The sequence below is a fragment of the Candidatus Methylospira mobilis genome (assembly GCF_009498235.1).
In the GTDB taxonomy this organism is placed as follows: Bacteria; Pseudomonadota; Gammaproteobacteria; order Methylococcales; family Methylococcaceae; genus Methylospira; species Methylospira mobilis.
Map to the genome: position 1 here is coordinate 2,713,283 of NZ_CP044205.1, position 19,861 is coordinate 2,733,143.

Below are 19,861 nucleotides of genomic sequence, written 5' to 3' on the forward strand. Positions count from 1 at the left end.
AACATGGGACATATTTTCGCCAATATTGAACTGAGTAATCCACGCAAGCCTGAATTGCGTCCATTGGCGGTCACGGCGCTGGCCGATACCGGCGCTTTGATGCTGTGCCTGCCTGAGGATATTGCACTGCAACTCGATTTGCAAACAGAATCGTTACGTGAAGTTACCGTAGCAGATGGCCGCTCAATGACCGTGCCTTACGTCGGGCCGGTGAAAGCGTCGTTCGAAAACAGAATGTGTTTTGTCGGGACGCTGCTGATGGGAGATGAAGTGTTGCTCGGCGCTGTACCTATGCAAGACATGGACCTGCAGCTGTCGCCTGGTCATCAAAGGGTAACGGTAAACCCAAACAGTCCCAATATCCCTCATGCCCGAGTAAAAAAGAACATTAATCAACACTCGGAGTAAGCATTAATGCATTCAGCCCCAAATGCCCCGGCGCCATTGATTGCGCTGGTAGCAATCACCAAACACGGCGTCGCGCAAGCAGCGAAACTGGCCGAACTGCACCCCGACGCGGAAATCGCGGTACCGGAAAAATTCGCGACCAGCTTGACGTCATTGACGAATACGATACACGCGCTGCCCGGCGCATTGAGCGGTCACATCGGCGACTTGTTTTCGCGTTACGATCAACTCGTATTTTTCGTATCGCTGGGCGCGGTGGTACGCCTGATCGCCCCGCATCTGAAATCCAAGGAGGAAGACCCCGGCGTGCTGGTGGTGGACGACAACGCGCGCTATGTAATTCCGGTACTGTCAGGCCATGTCGGCGGCGCCAACGCCTATGCCGAATATTTGGCGGCGCTGCTGGAAGCGGAAGCGGTATTGACCACGGCGTCGGATGTAGGCAAAACCATTCCGGTCGATATACTCGGGCGCGAATTGGGCTGGCGGGTGGAAGCGCCAAAAATCAACATTACGCGGGTATCCGCGCATGTTGTTAACGAAGAAGCCGTCGCCTTCGTCCAGGAGGCCGGAGCTATAAACTGGTGGACGCGCCCTACCCCGTTGCCCGCCAATATTCATTTATTCAAAAGTTTCGAGGAAGTCGATCTCGAGCGGCATCGCGCTGTGCTGTGGGTAACCCGGCGTGAAATAGCGCCTGAACTGTGGGCGCAACTGGAAGAACGCCTGGTGGTCTATCGACCACCCGAGGAACGATAAACATGCGCGTGATGTTAGGGCTAGGCTGCGATCGCAACGCTTCGCTGGATACCTTGCTGCAGGCAATCGAACAGGCGCTGAGCAGCGCCGGCTTAACGCCGCACGATGTAGCCGGAGTGGCCAGTATCGACAGGAAAAACGATGAAACCGCGCTGCTGCAGGCAGCGCGGCAACATGACTGGCCGTTGCATTTTTTTCCGGCGGAAACCTTGGCGCAAGTGCCGGTGCCAAACCCATCGGAAACAGTGCGCAAATACATGGGTACGCCGGCGGTGGCTGAAGCAGCGGCTTTGCTGGCATCCGGCGGCGAGTTGATATTGGAAAAATACAAATACCAGGGTACGGACGGAAAAAACGCCACAGTATCGATAGCGAGAATGAATGATGGCAAATAGCGGCAAAATTTTATTAGTGGGCTTCGGTCCCGGTTCAGTCGAACACATGACCCAGCGCGCGCGCGCTGCGATAGCCGAAGCGGACGTGGTAATCGGCTATTCGACCTATATAAAACTGGTTCAGGATCTGCTCGAAGGCAAGGAAGTAATCCGCAAAGGGATGACCGAGGAAATCGACCGCTGCAGCGAAGCCTACGAACAAGCGCTGCAGGGCAAAACCGTGGCGCTGATTTCCTCCGGCGATATCGGCGTCTATGGCATGGCCGGGCCAACCTATGAAGTATTACTGAAATCAGGCTGGACGCCGGACAGTCATATCAGCGTGGAAGTCATTCCCGGTGCAACCGCGCTGAATGCCTGCGCTGCGCTGGTTGGAGCGCCTCTGACCCATGACTTTTGCTCTATTTCGCTGTCAGACCTGCTTACGCCGTGGCCGGTTATAGCCAAGCGGCTGGAAGCGGCGGCGCGCGGTGATTTCGTGGTCGCACTGTACAACCCGAAAAGCGGCCGCCGCACGCAGCAAATTGTCGAAGCGCAAGCCATATTGCTGCGCTATCGGAGCCCGGAAACACCTGTAGCCATCGTCAAATCCGGATACCGGCGCCGACAGGCGATTTACAAAACCACCCTGGACAACATGGCAGAGTGCGATATCGGCATGCTGTGTACGGTGCTGATCGGCAATAGCAGTACTTTTATACGCGAAGGGCTGATGATCACCCCGCGCGGCTATGCCAACAAATACGACCAGCTAAACGGCGCAACCAGAGGCGGCGAACAGGCAGGCCGCTCGCTGAGCATGGGGTTGATCGGTTGGCATGCCTGCGTGCGCAAACATATCAGGGAACAGCCGCAGCTTTCGCTACGCGACATTGCACAATATTTCGATACTTCCCTGGCTGAAATACTTGCCGCCATTGCTACCAGAACGCCTGAAGAAGAGACAGGACCTTATCAGGCGAAAGCCTTGCCTGCGGACAATATCGAAAAAGTTCTGGAATCTGCGAAAACCTGGGGCCATTTGCGCGCAATAGTCCGTAGCCAGGGCGGCGCAACCGCGGAATTGTTGCTGCAGGCGGTTAATCTGGTCCGGCGCGGAGATTGGCTCAATCTGGTCAATGAGCATTTTCATTTACACGTCGATATAAGCGGTATCCAGCGCGCATGGTTTTTTAGCCGCGCCGATCTACAGCATGGCGTCTATTTTTGCGACAAGCACGGCAACGCAGTATTTTCGTTGTTGCTGGTCAAGCAGGGACTAACTTACGATGCCGGATCATTGGCAGCTTTTAAAAACACAACCGAGCAATTCGGACTAATCTACCTTCACGTTGCAGAACCTGTTGAAATCGAGGAAAAATCCGATGAATGACGATACCCGGACCGCCATACCAGAAAAACCGAAAATGGCCGACTATAAACGGCTCCTGCTGGTTTGCACCGGCCCGCGCTGTACGCTGAACGGGGAAGGACAGACACTGTTCGATGGTCTCGGTGAAAAATTCAAGGCGGCCGGCATAGATCAAGGCCCGTTGCGTGTTAAGCGTACCCGGGTTTCCTGTTTCGCCACCTGCAAGGCCGGTCCGATCGTCTGCGTACAACCAGATGGAATATGGTACTACAATGTCAACGAAGCCAATCTGGACCGTATCATTCAGCAACACCTCGTTGGAGGAGAACCGGTCGAGGATTTAATCTACCACCGCGGGCCGGAATTGTGAAAGCCAAATCGCAACAGTGACCAAGCGTTTATAAGATACGTCCACCCGCTCGCTTTCAGTAGGGATACTGAAGACAGGGGATTAATCGGGGCTGCGCCGTTTACGCGCCGTAGAACTGTGCTGCGGCCCCGTACACCATCATGGCCTGTCCCTGACGCATAGCCAGAAGACTAGGCCTTCGGAAAGTAACCTCCCCGGATCAAGTCCGGGGCAGGCGCTGTCGGCTGGATACCGGCATTCCCTGTCGCCATGACGGTTTTTTCCGTACAGATCTGAACGGACGGAAATGCTTTATACAGTTTCCACGTTGGACTTGCTACTAATGCGCAGCGACAACTGCCTTGATTTGCTCCAGCGTCAGATAGCCTTTCTTCTCCGTGTCGATATTCTCAAAACCCGCTGCAATGCGCGGCATTCCACCCTTGGCCTCTTCCAGCGTGAGTTTGCCGTCACCATTCTTGTCCGCCGCCTTAAAGCGGGTTTCAGCCAACTGGATCTGTTCATTGGCAGTTTGGGCATATGAGGCTCCCGTTGCGGCCAGGCATATTCCGATGCTCAAGACGACGCGAGGTAATTTGTTGGACAGATACTTGAAAAACATTTTTTCTTCCTTTTCAGTAGAGGAACTTGAAACATTGAAAACGATAACCTGTTAAAGCAACCGGCCGGACTGTCATTTTTCAAGGGAACCCAGAAGTACAATCACGCTGTAATTCCCTCGATAATCGATGTTTGAAAAAATAGCTATTAAATCTTGAACTCTTCCTTATCGCGCCCGACAGACTCATAATGTCTGAGCCATTTCGGCTTGGCGCCTACTCCGCCCCAAGTCGAGCCGCTGTCAGGGTCACGGTATTTTGCAACGATATTCGGCTTGTTACGCCCTGAAGCCTTGCCGCCTTCACCACGAAAACCCAACTGAGCTGCGGTAATGCCATATTCATGTATCTTCTGCTTGATTTCGGCAATCACATTGGCCAGCTCCTGCTCGCGTATTGCTTCAGCCTGCCTGGATAGTTCTGCAATTCTTTCCTGTAATTCTTTATATGATGTAGACATATTCTCTCCCATTGATAACTACCCGTATAATGTGCCATTGCACAGGCATATTAGTCAAGCGTTTTATTCGATGGTATAATTAAAATATTGTAAACCTAAACAGGACAGGCAGCCAATTCATCTACTTGCTTCCATCGTTCAGAAAGCGGCAACAAACCCCAGCATGGATATGATGGAATTAGTGAATTGCGTAGTTCCACCGCTGGTTTGACCATACAGTTGCAAGCGATGGTTAATGGTCCAGACAAACCCAGCGCCCACGGCGTTCTGTTTGGGTTTATTGTCGTTATCATACGATGATAAAACCTGGGGTCCACGCGGCAAGCCCATAGCATTGTAATATCCATGCACGAATACAGCAAAGTCCTTGCTGAAAAAGTCGCGCTGAAACGCCCATTGAAAAACGAACTCCCAGGCATTAACTGATGAATTTCCCTGCGTAAGCGTTCTCGTCGCGCCCAAGTTATACTCGAAGTCGATATCAAACGGCAACGACTGATCGAAGTTGAAGCTAATTGAAGGCTGAGTTCCTTGATAAAAGGCCGGATTACTGCTAAGCCATGGCGTCTGTATATAGGCTTCCAGGCCCGCTGCCGGAAGAAAATACTTCTGATTTTCTCCCCACAAATGAATCTTGGTATCGAACGCAATCGGAGAAAAACCCCATGCCTGCGAAGCCCCGCCGCTCCACGATACCCCATTGCCAAACAAGCGCAGCTCGATATTGTCGGTAGCGCCGTAACGCAGCAGAAATTCGGAATTATACTGGGCAGGATTATTCGTTCCGGTCCCGTAGTAAGTAAAGGGAGACAGCTCGAAATAGCCGCGCCCTTGCGGAAGGGTAAATGCGCTGTTGGGGAAGTTCGCCAAATCGGAACCCGGGTTGCTGACATCGATCTGCGTACGCCATTTGTCTATGTTTTCTGGAAGACGCGCTCGCGAGCGATTGTAACGGCCTTTAAAAAACTCATCCATGGTATCGTCAGCCACCTGCTCTCCGTAGGCGCTAATAGCGGATGCGCCGGGATCGGCATGCACGGGATGCCCATCCTCCGCAGCTACAGGCTGGAGATCGGCGTCTTTCATTATATCGGCAACCAACAACCGGCTATATTCCTGCACCTGCCGGTTAAAACTATCCTGAGCCGCAGTTTCTTCAACAGCAGTGGAAGCGTTTGCGGGAGCGGGCCCCGATGCCGCCGCAGAAGTTGACAATACAGAATTTTTTTCAGAAGGAATTTTCGTATCGGCCGATTTGACCGGCAAGGCGCATCCTGTCAATCCCGAAACAAAACACAGAAGCAGGGCAATATTATAGTTGGATATCAGCATACATATCTTCGCGCCATTCCCCCATGCCATTATTTTCTCCATATTCCGATTGCATGTACCAAGAGTCGCTGAAATAATAACAGAATATTTAAGGATGCTGTCCGGGTTGAAAATGTCCGGACTTATAAACGGCAGCCCGCAAATGGAACAGGAGGCAGCACATGCGCCACGCTTTAATTTTAACCGCACTCTGGCTCGCGTTCAGCCCGCTGCGTGTACTTGCAGCCGACGATGCGAGTTCGGCGCAAAGCGGAGCTGTTATCGAGAAGGCGGACCTCGCAGCACGAAAAAAACTCATCCACGACAATCTGCCCCTAACCGAAACCGAGGCGCGGGCTTTCTGGCCGCTTTATGAAGCCTATGAAAAGCAGCTTAAGCAACTGGGCGAACGCAGAAGCGCGAATCTGGGGCGGCTGGGAGAAGACTTCGAAGCCATGAGTAACGAAAACGCCGCGAAATTCATACGCGACAACCTGAAAATGCAAAGTGATCGCCTGAAAATAACGTCTCAATATTTCAAGGAACTGGAACAGGTTTTGTCCGGAAAAAACCTGGCCAGATATTACCAGATAGAATATCAAATACGCGCTACGATAGATGCCAGAATTTCAGAAAGCATTCCACTGGTAAAATAAGTCAACACCGGCAATATGCTTTTCAGATCTCCTTTCCCGCCAGACACTAAAGAATAACAATATGTTGCGAAAAAACTTTGCCTTGCTGCTCTTGATGCTTACCGCGGGCGGATATTGCGCAGCGGCCCCGGCTCGGGATTTATCCGCCATCGCTTCCTTACCCAGCGACTCATTCGTACACAAATCCATGGAGGCGCGAAAGAAACTGATTCATAAGCACTTGCCGCTGAATAGTCGCGAAGCTCACGATTTCTGGCCTATCTATGATGAGTACCAACAGGAACTGATGCTCGTCTACATACAGCGCAAAGCCACTATCACAAAACTGGGGCGCCACTTCGACGCCATGACCGATGATTTTGCCAAACAGTTTGTAATGGAATCCATCGCACTGCAGGAAGAACGCCTGCATGTGCTGCATAATTATTTTAAAAAGTTCGAAATCGTTCTTCCCGGCAAGCAATTGCTTCGTTTCTACCAGATAGAAAATCGCTTCCGCAGCGCGGTTGATGCGGAACTGGCGGAAAGGATTCCGCTCTTGAAATAAAAAGCAAGGATGCGGCGAAAAAACTTCCTTAACCGATAAGACACTCCCCGATTTTAAGGATTTTCCGTTCGCCTCGCGTGTGTTGAATAACGAATCGAAATCTTCGCAATGACCGTTAATTCGTTCAAGGTTAGACAGGTTCGCCGCGAACAGTTTTTTGCGTCATTGGACAAAATGACAGCGGGCCTCTGAACGGTTATCATCCATCGCTGCCGGCTTATCAGGTTTTCTCGCTCCAGCCTTCAATTCCCTACGATTATCTACACGGCTCGCCATGCAGTCAAACCACAGGAACCCTGCCTTGAATACAATACTATCAATGCATTATATCATATCGTCAATTAATGCATTTTCAGCATGGGATTTTTATTGTGATAGGCCTTATAATAGCAGGACACAATGCGCTCGACGGGTACGGATCGTGGCGCACACAGAAATTCATAGAAATTCAGATTTTCCAGTCAGTCAAGTAACGCAATATGCAATCATACAGTGATCATATTGAAAACAATAGCTTGGATCTATACTGAATATGAAATGCTCGGCAAGGATTGTAGCTGCATTCAAGATTAGGCACGCGCCAGCGTGTTTTGTTCGATTCAGGGGCGCCGGCCAGCCTGCTGCGGCAAACACATTGCCGGTAAAAGCGTTATGACAACAGACAAGCAGCAGGCGAACGCTCCAGAAAAAACACCCTCAACGGGAGAGGCTGCTTTTTTACGCGTGGAAGCTGAAAAGGTGGATCGATTGATGGATCTGGTCAGCGAACTCAGTCTCAGCGTTTCCGAGGCCGTGCACAGCCCCGACCTGGAAGGCCTCGAACTCTCCGAATTCGAAAAATCCGCACACCGCCTCAATATGGTCGTGCGTGAAGTGCAGGATGCGGCTTCTGGCCTGCGCATGGTGCAGATCGAAGGCGTCTTCAAGCGCATGCGCCGCATGGTGCGCGAACTCGAACGTCAAACCGAAAAAAAAATCGAACTGGTGCTGGTTGGCGAGACCGTGGAAATCGACAAAATCGTCGCTGACCGGCTTTACGATCCGCTGGTGCATGTGGTGCGCAATTCCGCCGATCATGGCCTGGAAAGCCCGCAAGAACGCATTGTTGCCGGCAAACCGGAAACCGGGCGCATCACGCTCACCGCGGAACAGCTCGGCGGCGACATACAAATTACCATTTCCGACGACGGGCGCGGGCTGAACCGCGCAAAAATTCTGGCGCGCGCGCGTTCGCGCGGATTGTTTGGCGCCGATGAAGAGCCCAGCGACAATGATCTATGGAAAGTCATCTTCCAGCCCGGCTTTTCCACGGCGGAAACAGTGACCAACATTTCAGGGCGCGGCGTCGGCATGGATGTGCTCAATACCACCATGAAAGAACTGCGCGGACGTATCGCCGTGCACAGCGAGGCCGGCAAAGGCTCCCGCGTCGTCCTCTCCATACCCTTGTCGCTGGCCTTTCTGGACAGCCTGATCATGCGCGTCGGCGCGCGCCTGTACGCAGTGCCGGTGGAACAGATAGGCGAAGTTTTTCGCCCGCTGGCCAGCCAGACGCAGACGGTGTCCGCCGAAGACCATAGAGAACTGGTGCGCGTGCGTGAAAGACTGATACCCGTATGCCGTTTACAGCAGTTTTACCAGGAAGTATCGAACAGCCCCCTCCCCGCGCTCGATAGCCAGATCATGGTGGTGCTGACCACGGCCGCCGGGCCGGTAGGGCTTACCATCGACGAAATTTACGATCAGCAGCAGGTGGTGATGAAACCGCTGCCCGGCCCGCTGGCCCATGTGCGCGCCAGCGTCGGCTGCGCGCTGCTTGGCACCGGCGAAGTGGCCATCGTGCTTGATTGCGAACAGCTTGCGCAAGGGGTCGGCATCGCATGACCGGGGTCAGTTCACCAGAAAACATTACCGATACGGATGAACAGGCGATCCGCCGTATACAGCGATGGCTGCGCACGCGCAGCGGCATGAGTTATCAGGACAACAAACTGATACTGTTGGCCAACCGCCTGATGCGCGTTTGTTTCCAGTTCGACATATCCGGTATGACGGCTTTGGCCGAACAGCTGGAAAGCAGCAACAGGAACGATGTGCAGATCGCGGTCATGAATGCCGCATCCACCAATCATACCTATTTTTTCCGTGAACCCGAAGTTTTGAGTTTTTTCGAGTTAAGCATCCTGCCGACCTTGCCGCAAAACAATGTCAGAATATGGAGCGCGGCTGCCTCGACCGGCGATGAGGCTTATACCACTGCCATCCAGATCTGCGAACGGCGCGGGGTCGCCTGGGCCAGCCAGAATCTAGCCATACTCGGCACCGATATCAGCGCCAATGTGGTCAACCAGGCCGAAGGCGGCATTTATGGGGAAAATCATGTTACCCACATACCCGCAACCTGGCTGGGCAAACCGCTCGACATCGGCAACTACCTTGCGCCGGCGGGCCTGAGACAATACCGTATCAGCGATAATATACGCCCGTTATGTACTTTTAGACGAATGAATCTGACCGCCCTGCCCTACCCTTTTCAAAAGAAATTTCATGTCGTGTTCTGTCGCAACGTGCTGTATTACTTCGATCGCGCCACACAACACGATGTTGCCGAAGCGATTTACGACGTAACTGTTCCGGGCGGCTGGTTACTCACCAGCGTAACGGTGTCGCTACGGGATCTTAAAACGCGCTGGGTGAACATACAACCGGGCGTATACCGCAGGGGGCTAGGCGCATGAACATCACGCATAAACGCCGCATTCGCGTCCTGATAGTCGACGACTCGGCTCTGGTCCGGCGCATACTTTCCGACGGCATCAAGCGCGACCCCGACCTGGAAGTTATCGGCGAGGCCTCCAACCCTTACGCCGCGCGCGATATCATGGTGGAAAATCGCCCCGATGTGATCACCCTGGATGTGGAAATGCCGAAAATGGACGGAGTAACCTTTTTGAAGCATTACATGCCGGTCATGCCGATACCAACGCTCATGATCAGCTCCCTGACGCAACAAGGACAACGCATCACCCTGGACGCGCTGGAATCCGGAGCTGTAGACTTCATACCCAAACCGCAAGTCGGCGTAGTCGACGAACTGCCGAAACTGCAGGACGAAATCAACCGGCGCATCAAGGCCGCGGCTCAAATCAGCGTCGCCCACCTCAAACGCGAAAACCGCCGCGAAGTTCGTGCCGTTACCAACCTGGGAAACACCACGGACCGCGTTATCGCCATCGGATCTTCCACCGGCGGCGTCGAAGCCTTGACGCGCATCCTGCCTGCCTTCCCTGCCGACGCGCCCGGCATCGTCATCGTTCAACATATGCCGGGCGGATTTACCCACAGCTTTGCCGAACGGCTGAACGAACTATGCAGAATGCAGGTGAAGGAGGCCGAAGAAGGCGACCGTGTGCAACCTGGTCGTATATTGCTGGCTCCCGGCGGCCTAAAGCATATGACCGTGATACGCTCAGGAGGACAGTACCGCATCACGTTGATAGATGGCGACCCGGTCAATTACAGCCGCCCTTCGGTTGATGTGCTGCTTAACAGCGTCGCACGCGCTGCCGGCGTTAATGTCGCAGCCGCGATACTGACCGGCATGGGCAAGGACGGCGCCGAAGGCCTGCTGGCGATACGTCAGGCAGGCGGGCGCACGCTGGCGCAGGACGAAGAAACTTGCGTAGTGTTCGGCATGCCGAGCGTGGCCTGGGCGATGGGAGGCGCCGAAAGTTTGGCTCCATTGGAAAACATACCCGCACTGCTGGTCAACGCCCTGCAACGCAGGGATAATTAACCACATATTTAGTCTGGAGAATAACCGTGTCGGAAATCGAACAGTCCAAAAAAACGCGCGGCGCCGATGAAGAAGAGAACACCATACTGGTTTTTCATGACGAAGACAGTATTGAGGACATGTACCTCACTTTCGGCGTCTCGGGGGAAGAGTACGGTATCGGCATCAGTTATGTTACCGAAGTGGTCGGCATCCAGCGCATCATGGAAGTGCCGGATGTGCCTCACTTCATCAAGGGCGTCATCAATCTGCGCGGCAAGGTTATCCCGGTAATGGATGTACGTCTGCGTTTTAATATGGAAGCCGTCGAGTACAACGAGCGAACCGTTATTATCGTATTGGATATCAATAATGTACTGGTAGGCCTGGTAGTCGATTACGTCAGCGAAGTATTGGAAATACCGGCTGCCGATGTCGAAAAACCCGCGCAACTCAAGGGGACTCACAATGAGAACAGCGTCATCAGGGGTTATGGTAAGCGTGACGAGCAAGTGGTCATGTTGCTGAACATAGAGCGGCTGGTATCAGATCACGATATCGATCTTGGATGCATAGTCAAAGAAAACCAACAGAACAAATGATCCTATAACCTTACGCAAAGGGTGAAAATTATGTTTCGTGATACGAAAATGGGTATGCGCTTATCCCTGAGTTTTGGCTTCATACTTATTTTGATGGCCTCAATCGCTTGGTTCGGTACGGCGCGCTTGGGCGAACTCAATGAATCTATTAAGCTGATAAGCGGTGACCGCTATCCGAAAACGGTACTCGCGAACGATATCATCAAACAGGTCAACATTGTTGCGCGCGCAATGCGTAACGCGTTGTTGCTAACAGATAAGGAACTGGCAGCTAAGGAACTGGATCGCGTAGAGGAAGTACGCAAGGCGATTAATGATGATATGGCCAGACTGGAAAAAACGATCACTACAGATCAAGGCAAGGCGACGCTGGCTGCTGTGAAGGATGCCCGATCCAAGTATTTGCTTGTGCAGGACAACTTCATACGCATAATGAAGAGCGGTCAGAACAAGGAAGCCTCCGTTTATCTGATGGACGAAGTGCGTCCTCTCTTTACACCCTACATGGATGCCATCACCAACCTGATCAACATTCAAAGCGAATTGGTGGAGAAAGCCGGCCAGGAAGCGCAGGCCAATTATCAATCGGCATGGCAGTTGATGTTGCTGCTGACATGCCTGGCGCTTGTGTTGAGCGGCATCGTTACGTTCTGGGTCACGCGCAGCATTACTCGCCCGCTGAAAGAAGCAGTTGATGCGGCGGACAAGATCGCCGTAGGCGATCTCTCCTTCAAGCTACAGGTTGATCGGAATGACGAAACCGGCCAAATGCTCAAGGCAATTGTAACCGCGCAGAATGCGGTAAAGGCCATGATTGCAGACGCTGTCCTGCTGGCTAATGCCGCAGTGGAAGGAAAGCTGGCGACCCGGGCCGATGAAAGTAAACATCAGGGTGAATATCGCAAGATCGTGCAAGGCGTCAACAACACGCTGGACGCAGTGATCGGGCCGTTGAACGTCGCGGCCGACTATGTCGATCGTATTTCCAACGGCGATATCCCGCCAAAGATTACCGACAAATATAACGGCGATTTCAACGCCATCAAGAATAATCTGAACAAAGCCATCGACGCGGTCAATGCCCTGGTGGCAGACGCCAACCTGCTCTCGGTTGCTGCCGTACAGGGTAAACTGGCGACGCGCGCCGACGCCGGCAAGCATCAGGGCGATTTTGCCAAAATCGTGCAGGGCGTCAACGACACGCTGGACGCGGTCATCGGACCATTGAACGTCGCGGCCCATTATGTGGACCGTATCTCCATCGGCGATACTCCACCAAAGATTACCGATACCTACAACGGCGATTTCAATACCCTTAAAAACAACCTGAATATCTGTATCGACGCCATAAATCAGCAAGTCGCGGCCGCTCAGGGCATTGCCGCAGGCGATTTGTCGGTCAAGGTCACGGTACGTTCGGAGAAGGACGAACTGGCCAAGAGCCTGATTCACGTGACCGATGTACTGGGTAATTTGCAAAAAGAGATGGGACGCTTGACCGATGCGTCCAATAAAGGGCAACTGTCCGAGCGCGCCAAGCCGGAACGGTTCGAAGGCGCATATGCCGAAGTATTGCGCGGCACCAACGAAATGCTGGATGCAATATTGCTGCCGATCGGCGAAGGCAACCGCATCCTGTCGCTGATCCGAGGCGGCAATCTGCGTGAAAAAGTCGAGATCATCTGTCACGGCGATCACCAGAAAATGAAGGAAGCCGTCAATGGCGTTCATGGCTGGTTAAGCGAGCTTATCAGGTACATTACCGGCATCGCCAATGGCGATCTGAGCGTGGAAATGGGCAAAGCCTCGAACGACGATCAGATACACGAGTATCTGCTGCTGGTCAAAAACAACATCAATGCGCTGGTGAATGACGCCAACCGATTGTCAGTGGCGGCGGTCGAGGGCAAGTTGGCGACGCGCGCCGACGCCGGCAAGCATCAGGGCGATTTCCGCAAGATCGTGCAGGGCGTCAACGACACGCTGGACGCGGTTATCGGGCCGTTGAATGTCGCAGCAGGCTACGTGGATCGCATCTCCAACGGCGATATCCCGCCTAAGATTACCGACAACTACAATGGCGATTTCAACCTGATCAAGAACAACCTGAACAAAGCCATTGACGCGGTGAATACGCTGGTTGCCGACGCCAATACCTTGTCGGCAGCAGCGGTCGCCGGCAAACTGGAGACGCGCGCCGATGCAAGCAAGCACCAGGGCGACTTCCGCAAGATCGTACAGGGCGTCAACGACACGCTGGACGCGGTTATCGGGCCGTTGAATGTCGCAGCAGGCTACGTGGATCGCATCTCCAACGGCGATATCCCGCCTAAGATTACCGACAACTACAACGGCGATTTCAACCTGATCAAGAATAACCTGAACAAGGCCATTGACGCGGTGAATACGCTGGCTGCCGACGCCAACACGCTGGCGGCGGCAGCGGTCGCCGGCAAACTGGCGACGCGCGCCGATGCGAGCAAGCATCAGGGCGACTTCCGCAAGATCGTACAGGGCGTCAACGACACGCTGGACGCGGTTATCGGGCCGTTGAATGTCGCAGCAGGCTACGTGGACCGTATTTCCAACGGCGATATTCCGCCGAAGATCACCGACAGTTACAACGGCGATTTCAACCTGATCAAGAACAACCTGAACAAGGCCATTGACGCGGTGAATACGCTGGTCGCCGACGCCAATACGCTGGCGGCGGCGGCGGTTGCCGGCAATCTGGCGACGCGCGCCGACGCCGGCAAGCATCAGGGCGACTTCCGCAAGATCGTGCAGGGCGTCAACGACACGCTGGACGCGGTTATCGGGCCGTTGAATGTCGCCGCAGGCTACGTGGACCGTATTTCCAACGGCGATATTCCGCAGAAGATCACCGACAGTTACAACGGTGACTTCAACCTGATCAAGAACAACCTGAACAAGGCCATCGACGCCGTCAACGCACTGGTGGCCGATGCGAACGCCTTGTCGGCGGCGGCAGTCGCGGGCAAACTGGCGACACGCGCCGATGCGAGCAAACATCAGGGAGACTTCCGCAAAATCGTGCAGGGTGTCAACGACACGCTGGATTCCGTCATCGGCCCGGTCAACAATCTGGCGGCGGCCATTGCGGAACTGGGCAACAACAATCTCAGCGCCGAACTGAAAGGCGAATACCGCGGCGACTTCCTGGAGGTCAAAAACTCCTACGAAACGGCCATGGTTCGCCTCAACAATACCTTGCACCAGATCGTCGACGCGGTCGAAGGCGTAGGGCAATCTTCAGAACAGCTCAATGTGGCTTCGCAAAATATGGCGGCAACCTCGGAAGAGCAATCCTCCTCGGTAGAAGAAGTCACATCCAGCCTGGAACAAACCGACAGCCAGGTCAAAGCCAATACCGACAACGCCAACATGGCCAACCAACTGGTAACCGGCACCGCCCAGGCCGCCAACGAAGGCCAGGCGCGCATGGAAGACATGGTGCAGGCGATGACGGCGATCGACGCCTCGTCGCAGAATATCGCCAAGATCATCAAGGTCATCGACGAAATTGCCTTCCAGACCAATCTGCTCGCGCTCAACGCCGCAGTCGAAGCGGCGCGCGCCGGACAGCACGGACGCGGATTCGCCGTAGTCGCGCAAGAAGTGCGCAATTTGGCGGGACGCAGCGCCAAGGCCGCGCGCGAAACCGCAGAAATGATAGAAAACTCCGGCAAGCGCGTCACCGAAGGCGTTGCGATCACGCAAAAAACACGCGAAGCGCTGGGCCAAATCGTCGGCAATGTCGTCAAGGTAAAAGATCTCGTTGCAGAAATCGCTACCGCAAGCGTTGAACAGTCACACGGCGTCACACAAATCAATGTAGCAATGAATCAGGTTGCAAAAGCCGCCCAGGAAGGCAGCTCGCAAGCCGCCGAGCTGGCTGCTGCGGCCAATCAGCTTAGAGATCAGTCGAACCTGATGCGCAACGAAGTACGAAGCTTTACCTTGCGCAACACGCAAAAAACCGGCGCTTCGACTGTTCACAATCTGGAAAAGCTATCGCCGGAAATGCTGCATCAAATGGGCCTGGGCGACAATAAGCAGGCTGTCTATGCACCTGCTTCGGCAACACAGCACAGCGCCGGACACAAGAAAAGCGCGCCAAAATTGACGCTGCCGCTGGATGCCGATGAGCGTGGATTTGGCGATTTTTAACTCTATGGACTGGAAGGCAAGAATGATATTTTTGATTTGTCGCTCTGGTACAGAAAACCGGAACCCAGACGCCATGGATAGCCTCGGAGCAATATTTTAGGGGCGGGCTTCCCCCGTCCGGCTGGATACCGGCAATAAATGCCGGTATGACGGCTTATTAACGCAGGCACATTGCCTGCTAAACGAATTTCAAAGTAGTAACATGGCAACAACAAACAGGTTACAAAAAATGGCTACACACAAAGTAATGGTGGTTGATGACTCAGTCATGATGCGCACCGTCATCCGCGGATTTATGCGTAACATGCCGGAATTTGATATCGTCGCTTATGCCGAAAACGGCAAGAAGGCGCTCGAAGAGCTGGATAAACATAAGGATCTCGAACTGATCCTGCTGGATATCGAAATGCCTGAAATGGATGGCTTGACATTTTTGCGTCACGCCAAACTCAAAAGCAGGGCAAAGGTTATTATTTTGTCTTCCGTCGCCGTAAGCGGTTCGCCTCATGCCGCTAAAGCGCGCGAATTGGGCGCAAACGCAATAGTCACCAAACCGTCGGGGGCTGTTTCCATGGATCTGGTGGATAAACGCGGCGCCGAATTGACGCAAACCATGCGTAAACTGGTGGGGTTGCCCGTATAACATCTGAAAACAATCATCGTAACTATTCAGCGCCCTTTGACTTTTGACCGGTGCCGTTAAGTTAAGTCGTTCGTGGGCGTAGCGCCGCGAATGCGGCTGGAGAGCCTGTCGAACCATGAACGAATTAACTATCAAGACCGCAGGATTTCGAAGGATTTTCCATTCATCCTTCGACAAGCTCAGGACGAACGGAAAATCGGATACTGAATAGTTACCAATCATCTAGAGGTCAGTGATGTCGGAAGAACTGGATGAAGTGTGGGGTCTCTTTGCAGCAGAAGGCAACAGCTCGCTTGATGAAGTAGAAGAGCGTCTGTTGCATTTGCGGGACCATATAGGCGATGCCGACTCTATTGCCGCGCTATTCCGCGCCATGCACACCTTTAAAGGCAATGCGCGCGTAATGGGGCTGGCCAACATCGAAGCGGTTGCGCATGCTGCGGAGGATCTGATAGGTCTGGTACGCGATGAAGGCGTAGCGCTTGACGAAGAACTTAATGATCTGATTCTCGAAACCGCGGATCATTTGCGTAAATTGCACGAACAAAGCGCCACGAGCCGCAGAGATGTCGATGCCGGGCAAAACGCGCATTTGCTGGAACGTCTGCACGCCCGATTCCGGCAGCCGCACACCGGCAGCAATTCAGCACAGGCTGCCCAGCCGTCCGAACAAGCCATGGAGTTCCCGGCGCCCCCCCCTGAGTTCGAGCCGATGATCTTTGAGCCTATTCCGGAGGAAACGAACGGAACCGGGACACAAGCACTGAGCTTTGATTGGCCGGGACTGGAACCCGCTCGGACCAACGAAGAGCCGGAATCCATTATTTTCGACGGCGGAAACATGGACGGCAGCCTGTTCAGCGATCCGGTCTACCGTGAGGTTTTTAGCGGATTAGCGCAGGATACGCTGACCAATCTGCAGACGCTGAGCGAGCAAGACCCCGATCTGCCGGAAACGATACAAAGCTTCGCCGAAGAAGTGGAAAGCCTGCGGCATGCCGCGCAACAGATCGGCCTGGATTCGTGGCAAAGGATTTTACAGAACTATCTCGATCTCCCCTACGCCGGCCCCGATGCACGAGCAGGCTTGCTGGCGAGCCTGAAAGCGCTGTTTCAACGCGACATATCGGAAGAGCCCCGGCCCCAGGGCGACCGTGAATTGACATCCGCTGTGGATTCCGTCGACAGGATTGAAGAAATGCGGCATGCAGCCGGGGACCCGGCCAGACGTTTCCTTGACAGTCTGCGCGCACCGCTGGAAATTCTGGCGCGGCGCGGACAGCACGTTTTAGGCGGTATCGCCACCACTGCGGAAGAATTCAATCACGTCGTCGGCGAAATAAGGCAAATGGCCGAAGCTGCGGGATTTGTAGGCGTTGCCGATGCGATGGAACGCCGCATGATGGACGGCAATGAGCCGGATACTTCCGAGAGTGCTGTCAATGCGCACTTTAATGAAATGGAGTACCGTCTTTATGAGGAACTCGCGGCGATCGCCGAAAGCGAGCTGCATGATCGCGAAGGTTTACAGCTGGATCCGCAAACCATACTGCGATTATGGTGCGCAGATCATGTGTTCGAATCCTTGCTGGATATCCGCGAACACCTGGAGTATCTGGGCAATCAGGATGATGTCGAAACTCATTGCGAAGGCATCAAGTCCTGTTTACGCCGCGTTTATCACGCCTGCCATCATTATCACCTGGACACGGCGGCGCATTTGATCATGTCCATAGTCGATCTGGTCGCGCGCGTGGAAACAGGCGAAATGCATGCGGATACGGTGCTGCTTTTCATCATAAAATCGTTCGTGCACGATATGGAGCTGATTCTGAATGCGGTAGAGCATGGCGAATACGCCGATCTTACGCAACTGGATCGCCTGCAGGAAGTCGCAACTGAGCTGCCGTTTATCAGCAGCGGCGCAGGCTCATCATCGCTGGTAGAGTCGCGGCTCAGTTTGCCCCGCGCATTTCACAAGGTGCTGACGCCGGAAAGCGTACATGACGCGCTCACCGATTTAAGCGCCGGTTACCGTTTTTATATCCTGCGCGCCGACCTGAACAGCGATGAAGCACTCAGCGAACGGCTGATAGCCTGGGTCAGCACCGGTAAGGCGCATTTAATCAGTAATGTAACCGTTTTCATCGAAGATTACACTCTGTTCGATTTTTTACTGTCCACGCCTTTGCAGGAAGACGAAATACGCGAAACCATTGCCCGCCTCGACTCCAGCGGAAAACTGCTGACGCTCGAAGCGGTGCTGGTCGATCGTAAACCGCATGCCAGACACATTGAATCGCTGGCCGCGGAATCCGGCGCATCCGAATCCGCCGGAGAAAGAGGAAATCAAATTGCAGCGGATCAGTCTGTAAACAGCGAAAGCACCGAGAACGTGCAAGCGCTGCGTCTTATCGGCGAACTGGTCACCGGGCAGTCGCAACTGCAACATTTACTGGCGCGCCTGCAGGAAAGCGATCTGGGCCGAGATATCGATCAGATTATCACCCAGGCATCCGGCAACTGGACCGGCTCGCGCGACAGCATACACGTCCTGCTGGCCGAACACCAGATGGCGCTCGAGCATCTGGCGCAAATCCATATCCAGAATTCCACTCTGCTCACGCAGTTGCAGGAAGAAACATTAACGCAGCGGGTGCGTTCCGCAGCACTGCTGCTGCAACCGTTGCACGCTTATGTGGGCACGCTGTCGGGCCATTCGCACCGTAATGTCGAGCTGGAAATCAGCGGTGAAGAAGAAAACCTGGATTTCAGTTTATTCGACCGGCTCAAGCCGTTGATACGCCATTTGCTGGATTTCATCATCTGGCATAGCATTGAGCTTCCCGAGCAACGCAAAGCCGTCAACAAGCCGGAACACGGGCGTATCAAACTGACGCTGAGCACCCATGAGGGACATGTCAATCTGCAACTGGAGGACGACGGCAAAGGCATAGATTTCAATGAAATTGCCGAGCGGACACAGAACAGCAAACCCACCCTCAATCTGGTTCTGAGTGAGAATTATGGTCGCATAGGCGACAACGACAACTATGAAGGCCATGATCTTGGCGCAACGCGTCTGGAATTAAGGCGTCAGGGAGGCGATTTACGCATCGCCGGCTCGCAGCTGGGCGGCTTGCGCTTCAATCTGACCTTGCCGCTGGCTACCGTTGTCCTGGACGGCATGGTGATACGCGTGGGAGAAGTCCGGTATATCGTCCCGATACAGGCGATACAGCGCATCGTAAGAGCCGGTTCCAAGGAACTGACGCAGGTTTCCGCCAATGAGGGCGATTATCTGCTGTGCATGGAAAATGAGAAAGTCCTGCCTATCCAGTTTTTACGCCGTAACGGGCATGGTCAAAACGAGGATGGAAAGGTACAACTGACCGCGCTGCTGCATAACCGTGAGAAATCATCCGCGGACGAGTTGAAGTATTTGTTTGTGGTTGTCGGCGGACATGGCCAATCGACCGCGCTTGCCGTAGACGAGTTGATCGGACAGCAGCAGGTGCTGATTCGTCCGCTGGAAGGCTATTTATCCAGCATACGCGGCGCTACCGGCTGCGCCTTGCTCGGCAGCGGCGATGTCGGCATCGTCCTGGACATGAGCCTGTTACTGGAACAGGCGACTGCAGCCATGGCGGAAGCTTGATTCCTTTTGATTTCGTAACCCTATTCAGCTAGCATCGCCTATCCTCGCAGGAGCGGGGCTTCAGCCCGCGATCGGCCTGTTGTCCCGGGCTAAAGCCCGCTCCTAAAAAGACTTTCAAAAGCACATTGCGCGTATT

17 protein-coding genes are annotated in these 19,861 nt (G+C 53.9%); 14 read left to right on the forward strand and 3 right to left on the reverse strand.

The features are described from left to right. Positions 1 to 3 precede the first annotated feature (3 nt). Genes F6R98_RS12235 through F6R98_RS12255 form a run of 5 tightly spaced genes read left to right on the forward strand, consistent with a single transcriptional unit; the run spans position 4 to position 3,283 of the window. The gene (locus F6R98_RS12235; protein WP_153249265.1) at positions 4 to 408 is read left to right on the forward strand and encodes a clan AA aspartic protease; all 405 of its coding nucleotides are present in this window, start codon (positions 4 to 6) and stop codon (positions 406 to 408) included. 6 nt (positions 409 to 414) lie between these two features. Continuing rightward, positions 415 to 1,167, forward strand: a complete 753-nt coding sequence (locus F6R98_RS12240) for a cobalamin biosynthesis central domain-containing protein (protein WP_153249266.1) — start codon at positions 415 to 417, stop codon at positions 1,165 to 1,167. A 2-nt stretch (positions 1,168 to 1,169) separates the two neighbouring features. Beyond that, complete coding sequence (locus F6R98_RS12245; RefSeq protein WP_153249267.1) at positions 1,170 to 1,562, forward strand: cobalamin biosynthesis protein; 393 nt, start codon at positions 1,170 to 1,172, stop codon at positions 1,560 to 1,562. Next, positions 1,549 to 2,934, forward strand: coding sequence for a precorrin-3B C(17)-methyltransferase (gene cobJ, locus F6R98_RS12250; RefSeq protein ID WP_228124854.1), 1,386 nt, complete (start codon positions 1,549 to 1,551; stop codon positions 2,932 to 2,934). The genes F6R98_RS12245 and cobJ overlap by 14 nt, the downstream gene beginning before the upstream one ends. Then, positions 2,927 to 3,283 (forward strand): (2Fe-2S) ferredoxin domain-containing protein, encoded by a 357-nt coding sequence (locus F6R98_RS12255; protein WP_153249268.1) that lies wholly within the window; start codon positions 2,927 to 2,929, stop codon positions 3,281 to 3,283. Before cobJ ends, F6R98_RS12255 begins: the two co-directional genes overlap by 8 nt. A 319-nt stretch (positions 3,284 to 3,602) precedes the next feature. Here F6R98_RS12255 and F6R98_RS12260 read toward each other — a convergent pair whose 3' ends face one another. From F6R98_RS12260 to F6R98_RS12270, 3 genes are all read right to left on the reverse strand, one after another. Further along, on the reverse strand, positions 3,603 to 3,884 hold the full coding sequence (locus tag F6R98_RS12260) for an EF-hand domain-containing protein (RefSeq protein WP_153249269.1): 282 nt from the start codon (positions 3,882 to 3,884) through the stop codon (positions 3,603 to 3,605). Between the two features lie 146 nt (positions 3,885 to 4,030). Next, positions 4,031 to 4,342, reverse strand: coding sequence for an H-NS histone family protein (locus F6R98_RS12265; RefSeq protein ID WP_153249270.1), 312 nt, complete (start codon positions 4,340 to 4,342; stop codon positions 4,031 to 4,033). Between the two features lie 138 nt (positions 4,343 to 4,480). Beyond that, complete coding sequence (locus F6R98_RS12270) at positions 4,481 to 5,704, reverse strand: transporter (protein WP_153249271.1); 1,224 nt, start codon at positions 5,702 to 5,704, stop codon at positions 4,481 to 4,483. A gap of 131 nt (positions 5,705 to 5,835) precedes the next feature. Between F6R98_RS12270 and F6R98_RS12275 the strand changes: the two genes are divergently transcribed. The 9 genes from F6R98_RS12275 (at position 5,836) to F6R98_RS12315 (ending at position 19,725) form a co-directional block, all read left to right on the forward strand. Further along, a complete protein-coding gene (locus F6R98_RS12275; RefSeq protein ID WP_153249272.1) occupies positions 5,836 to 6,309 on the forward strand; it encodes a hypothetical protein in 474 nt (157 codons plus the stop codon). A gap of 61 nt (positions 6,310 to 6,370) precedes the next feature. Then, entirely contained in the window at positions 6,371 to 6,856 is a 486-nt protein-coding gene (locus F6R98_RS12280; protein ID WP_153249273.1) for a hypothetical protein, read from the forward strand. Between the two features lie 651 nt (positions 6,857 to 7,507). Continuing rightward, positions 7,508 to 8,740, forward strand: coding sequence for a chemotaxis protein CheA (locus F6R98_RS12285; RefSeq protein ID WP_153249274.1), 1,233 nt, complete (start codon positions 7,508 to 7,510; stop codon positions 8,738 to 8,740). Further along, complete coding sequence (locus F6R98_RS12290; protein WP_153249275.1) at positions 8,737 to 9,594, forward strand: CheR family methyltransferase; 858 nt, start codon at positions 8,737 to 8,739, stop codon at positions 9,592 to 9,594. Before F6R98_RS12285 ends, F6R98_RS12290 begins: the two co-directional genes overlap by 4 nt. After that, on the forward strand, positions 9,591 to 10,652 hold the full coding sequence (locus F6R98_RS12295) for a protein-glutamate methylesterase/protein-glutamine glutaminase (protein ID WP_153249276.1): 1,062 nt from the start codon (positions 9,591 to 9,593) through the stop codon (positions 10,650 to 10,652). The genes F6R98_RS12290 and F6R98_RS12295 overlap by 4 nt, the downstream gene beginning before the upstream one ends. Before the next feature lie 26 nt (positions 10,653 to 10,678). Beyond that, entirely contained in the window at positions 10,679 to 11,233 is a 555-nt protein-coding gene (locus F6R98_RS12300; RefSeq protein ID WP_228124855.1) for a chemotaxis protein CheW, read from the forward strand. A gap of 30 nt (positions 11,234 to 11,263) precedes the next feature. Further along, positions 11,264 to 15,424: a methyl-accepting chemotaxis protein gene (locus F6R98_RS12305; RefSeq protein ID WP_153249277.1), complete on the forward strand. Its 4,161-nt coding sequence runs from the start codon at positions 11,264 to 11,266 to the stop codon at positions 15,422 to 15,424. 229 nt (positions 15,425 to 15,653) lie between these two features. Continuing rightward, positions 15,654 to 16,067, forward strand: a complete 414-nt coding sequence (locus F6R98_RS12310) for a response regulator (protein ID WP_153249278.1) — start codon at positions 15,654 to 15,656, stop codon at positions 16,065 to 16,067. A 235-nt stretch (positions 16,068 to 16,302) separates the two neighbouring features. After that, positions 16,303 to 19,725: a chemotaxis protein CheW gene (locus tag F6R98_RS12315; protein WP_153249279.1), complete on the forward strand. Its 3,423-nt coding sequence runs from the start codon at positions 16,303 to 16,305 to the stop codon at positions 19,723 to 19,725. Positions 19,726 to 19,861: the final 136 nt, after the last annotated feature.

Coding starts and splice junctions, on each gene's coding strand:
- F6R98_RS12235 (WP_153249265.1), top strand. CDS start 4: ATGGGACATATTTTCGCCAATATTGAACTGAGTAATCCACGCAAGCCT.
- F6R98_RS12240 (WP_153249266.1), top strand. CDS start 415: ATGCATTCAGCCCCAAATGCCCCGGCGCCATTGATTGCGCTGGTAGCA.
- F6R98_RS12245 (WP_153249267.1), top strand. CDS start 1,170: ATGCGCGTGATGTTAGGGCTAGGCTGCGATCGCAACGCTTCGCTGGAT.
- cobJ (WP_228124854.1), top strand. CDS start 1,549: ATGATGGCAAATAGCGGCAAAATTTTATTAGTGGGCTTCGGTCCCGGT.
- F6R98_RS12255 (WP_153249268.1), top strand. CDS start 2,927: ATGAATGACGATACCCGGACCGCCATACCAGAAAAACCGAAAATGGCC.
- F6R98_RS12260 (WP_153249269.1), bottom strand. CDS start 3,884: ATGTTTTTCAAGTATCTGTCCAACAAATTACCTCGCGTCGTCTTGAGC.
- F6R98_RS12265 (WP_153249270.1), bottom strand. CDS start 4,342: ATGTCTACATCATATAAAGAATTACAGGAAAGAATTGCAGAACTATCC.
- F6R98_RS12270 (WP_153249271.1), bottom strand. CDS start 5,704: ATGGCATGGGGGAATGGCGCGAAGATATGTATGCTGATATCCAACTAT.
- F6R98_RS12275 (WP_153249272.1), top strand. CDS start 5,836: ATGCGCCACGCTTTAATTTTAACCGCACTCTGGCTCGCGTTCAGCCCG.
- F6R98_RS12280 (WP_153249273.1), top strand. CDS start 6,371: ATGTTGCGAAAAAACTTTGCCTTGCTGCTCTTGATGCTTACCGCGGGC.
- F6R98_RS12285 (WP_153249274.1), top strand. CDS start 7,508: ATGACAACAGACAAGCAGCAGGCGAACGCTCCAGAAAAAACACCCTCA.
- F6R98_RS12290 (WP_153249275.1), top strand. CDS start 8,737: ATGACCGGGGTCAGTTCACCAGAAAACATTACCGATACGGATGAACAG.
- F6R98_RS12295 (WP_153249276.1), top strand. CDS start 9,591: ATGAACATCACGCATAAACGCCGCATTCGCGTCCTGATAGTCGACGAC.
- F6R98_RS12305 (WP_153249277.1), top strand. CDS start 11,264: ATGTTTCGTGATACGAAAATGGGTATGCGCTTATCCCTGAGTTTTGGC.
- F6R98_RS12310 (WP_153249278.1), top strand. CDS start 15,654: ATGGCTACACACAAAGTAATGGTGGTTGATGACTCAGTCATGATGCGC.
- F6R98_RS12315 (WP_153249279.1), top strand. CDS start 16,303: ATGTCGGAAGAACTGGATGAAGTGTGGGGTCTCTTTGCAGCAGAAGGC.